Annotated in this window: 3 protein-coding genes and 1 pseudogene; all 4 read left to right on the top strand. The window is 58.6% G+C overall.

From position 1 onward, the window contains the following. Positions 1-95: 95 nt before the first annotated feature. Complete coding sequence (locus B5V03_RS41845) at positions 96-251, top strand: hypothetical protein (RefSeq protein WP_164988494.1); 156 nt, start codon at positions 96-98, stop codon at positions 249-251. 1,519 nt (positions 252-1,770) lie between these two features. Beyond that, positions 1,771-1,989: a hypothetical protein gene (locus B5V03_RS35085; protein WP_129274961.1), complete on the top strand. Its 219-nt coding sequence runs from the start codon at positions 1,771-1,773 to the stop codon at positions 1,987-1,989. Positions 1,990-2,139: 150 nt separating this feature from the next. Beyond that, positions 2,140-2,313, top strand: coding sequence for a hypothetical protein (locus B5V03_RS41840; RefSeq protein ID WP_164988493.1), 174 nt, complete (start codon positions 2,140-2,142; stop codon positions 2,311-2,313). 148 nt (positions 2,314-2,461) lie between these two features. Then, positions 2,462-3,443 (top strand): annotated as a pseudogene (locus B5V03_RS35080) (transposase); the annotation flags it as partial. Between the last annotated feature and the right edge of the window lie 198 nt (positions 3,444-3,641).

Raw genomic sequence — 3,641 nt, 5'->3', positions numbered from 1 at the left:
GTGATCCACGCGCTCGGCCTGCATCCGCGCACCGTGGCCAAGGCCATCAAGATCATCCGGGCAAATGCCCCTCGCAGCAATGGGGCTCTCCAATCGTGATCAAGATCATCGCCGTGCTCTGCAATCTCTCCTCTCCGGCTAATTGCCACGAGCAGACCGTCACCACCTCGGATTTTGCAGACGTCTCGATGCAGTCATGCCCCATGGGCGCGCCGCAGGCGTGCTTCCAAAATAACCGCAGCTGGTTCTGATCTTAGTGCGTTGCCCTAGCGCGGGTGCGAACGAGTTCAGACAGGAGCAGCTTGGCCGTCATTTCTGGCGGTACGCTCCCACGTGGGTTGCCTTACTTCCAAGCGCCGATTGCAATGAAATATGTCCCGTGATGCGCAACACGTCGATTGTGACCGTTAGGGTCCGAACTACAGCAGGCCTTCCCATGTTGAAGCCTTGCTCATAGCAGTCCTTCAAAGCTCACGCACTAAGTGCATGATTTGGGGCTGTCGTAGAAATTCAAAGAACCAGCGTGCCACTCTCTGAGCCGTTACCCGCGGCAGCCCCGGCGCACCGTGGCAGTCCTGCGGCTGCTAGAGAGCCCGATCGAGGGGCCGCCAGTGGGCGGCCTCGTTCCCCCGGTTGACGCTGGCGGGCCTAGCGGTCCCGGCGCTCTGATCCGCAATTGGATCGGCTGCCGAGAGCATTGGGCTGGAAAGCAAGCCGTGCCATGTCTCGCTCTAGTGTGACAAGGCGCCACCGGTAGTTATCCGGAGTCCATTTTCGGAACGGGGTGTTCTACTGTCGGAACACCGGCGAGATTTGAGTACCAAGCTATTTGTAGTTGCCCGGGACGGCCGCAGTGGGGGCTGGAACCACGCTGCGGCCTTTCCCTTGAGCGAACCCAATTCTTTGTTGAGCCGCATCTGACGGCGCAATGCTTTCCGGGGAACGATTTGTGAGCATCCAAAGCATAGTGGCGACAATATTGGAGCGCGAACTGGCGGGCGTGGCGTGCACTCGTTGAGGCATTCCGACTGCATGGAGATCGTTGAAAATCTACTCGTTCGCTTGAAGGAGCTGGGCCAGGAATTGGCCGCACGCAAGATCGAGCAAAGCTAGACACTTCCCCCATCGAACGCGCGACGGGGAGCGGCTGGGCGGTAACCCGGCGTGAACGGGTAGGCGCGGTACGATTGACCATCGCGGACCGGTAACGAGTACTGCGGTAGGGCATTGAGACAGGCTCGCCGGCTCCGAGGTCGGTGGGCTTTTCATTTGAGGAAAAGCCGCCCGCTGCATCCGGCAGATGTATCTTTACGCCAGTTAATGCAGCGGTTGTACTGGCCGAATTCTACCGCGTACGGCAACTCAACGGTCCAGTCGAGGGCTTGGCCATGGGTATCGAACGAATGCACTCAGCGAAGTACTGGCGGATGCGCGCCGAGGAATTTCGCACCAAAGCCGACTGCTGCGAATTCTCGCAGACCAGAGATACGCTCCAAAGCTCAGAGCCGACATCCAATTCGCGCAAGAGTGCATCGGGTGACACGGTTATTCCCACGAGTATGCCGCGGACCTCCGCGAATTGATCAGGGAGCTCCGCCAGAAGCTGCCTGAAGGCCGGGGGAGCAGCCCGAAGGCGTCATAAAGCCGCAACGGCCGAACTTTGTCAGCGAGCCCGCATTGTCAGAAAGGGTATAGCCCTAAATTTCTTTCTAAGTTGTGCTTCGCCAAAGTGTTTTGAGAGGCTTTTCTCGCATTCTATTAAGGGTCATCATGCGTGTCCCGCCCATCCAAAGTTCGTATATTGCAGCATTGTCGAAACTGCACGAGCAGCAATTAGAACGGCTGCGTATCGATCCAGAGATCGAAAAGCAATATGACGAAATCCGTCTCTTGAGGGAGAGACTAAGATTAGCCCTCAGCCGCAAGAAGCTCCGCTCGCCGCTCTCAGCACACGAGTCTCGCAATCTGTCGCTGGGCAAACGCACCTGATGCATCGAATGCTCGCTCCCGAGGAGTGCGTATTCGGTTGCAGTTCCTCCAGATGTGGCGCACTACCCATTATCGCCGGCCAAAGGCTTGTCCGTAGGCGTCGGTGCCTGAGAGATGATTTGCGCTCCCGCCTAGACGGGAGCGATCATCATGGCCCAGCCCTTCAGCAGTGAAACGCTAGAACTCTTCGATCGAGCGCAACGAGCGATCGATACCTCGATCCGGCTTCGCCAAGAACGCCGCGATGCGATCCGAAAAGCCCAAAAGTACCAGCTGGAGTTTGAACTGCGGATGAGCCAAGAGCGTTGGCGCTCGATCTCCTGAGGGGAGTGGACCGCACCCGTCCTCGGGCGGCGAGGCTTGAGCTGCTCATTTGGCATTCCCGCTTGTGGCCGATTCTGTTGAAAAAGGCGGCAGTTGCGACTCAAGGATAGCAGTGATTCAGTCTGTCTAATTGGCAGGACTGAAGATCATGATGGGGCATCGGCAAGTCGAACAGGCTGCGTTGTTCTATGAGTTTTCGCTCGAGAAGCATATTCCCTCCGACCATCTCTTGAGATCGGTCGACAGGTTTGTCGATCTGCAAGAGATCAGGCAAGACTTGGCGCCTTTCTACAGCAACATCGGCCGGCCTTCGATAGATCCCGAGCTGATGATCCGGATGCTCCTGATCGGCTACTGCTTCGGTATCCGGTCAGAGCGGCGCCTGTGCGATGAGGTTCACCTCAATTTGGCCTACCGGTGGTTCTGCCGGCTCGGTCTGGAAGGGGCGGTGCCGGATCATTCGACATTCTCCAAGAACAGGCATGGCCGCTTCCGACAGAGCGACCTCTTCCGTCGCGTGTTCGAGAGCGTGTTGCGCCGTTGCATCGAGGAGCGACTGGTCGGCGGTGAGGGATTTGCAGTCGATGCGAGCCTTATCAAGGCCGATGCCAACCGGCAGAAGGGGATTGAAGGTGACAAGGGACTTCCGCCGGAGGCCGCCGGCCGAGCAGTCGATGAGTATCTGGCTGTCCTCGATGATGCCGCTTTCGGAGCAGCGACCGAGGTCACTCCGAAGTTCGTGTCGCCCTCCGACCCGGCGGCGCGCTGGACAGGGGCGCACGGCGGCCAAGCCTTTTTCGCCTATTCGACCAACTGACCTGATCGACATTGAGAACGCGATCATCGTCGATGTTGAGGCAACGACGGCAATCCGGCAGGCCGAGGTATTGGCCGCTAAGCGCATGATTGAGCGCTCGCTGGAGCGGTTTGATCTCTATCCGAGCCGGCTACTCGGTGACAGCGGCTATGGCTCGGCCGAGATGCTCGCTTGGCTGGTCTATGAGTACGGCATCGAGCCGCACGTTACAGTCTTCGACAAGTCGGCCCGCACAGACGGTATCTTCTCGCGCGACGATTTCACCTATGACCATGCTGGGGACATCTATCGTTGCCCTGGTGGCAAAGTTCTTACCACCACCGGAGCGTTGGTGAATGATGGTGCCACCATGCTTTGCCGACGCCGATGGCTGACGATCCACCGTTGTACCGGCGGTGGTAGACGCCTTGGTACCGGCCGTGGCTGTTGGCCATGAGCGCAAGACAGCGCGACGCAAGGCCAAGCCGGATATCGGGGGCATCGAGATCGAAGCCGAGGGCGTCACTATCCG

It is taken from the genome of Bradyrhizobium betae, from assembly GCF_004123905.1.
GTDB classification, from domain to species: Bacteria; Pseudomonadota; Alphaproteobacteria; order Rhizobiales; family Xanthobacteraceae; genus Bradyrhizobium; species Bradyrhizobium betae_A.
This window is presented reverse-complemented; position numbering and strand designations above follow the sequence as displayed.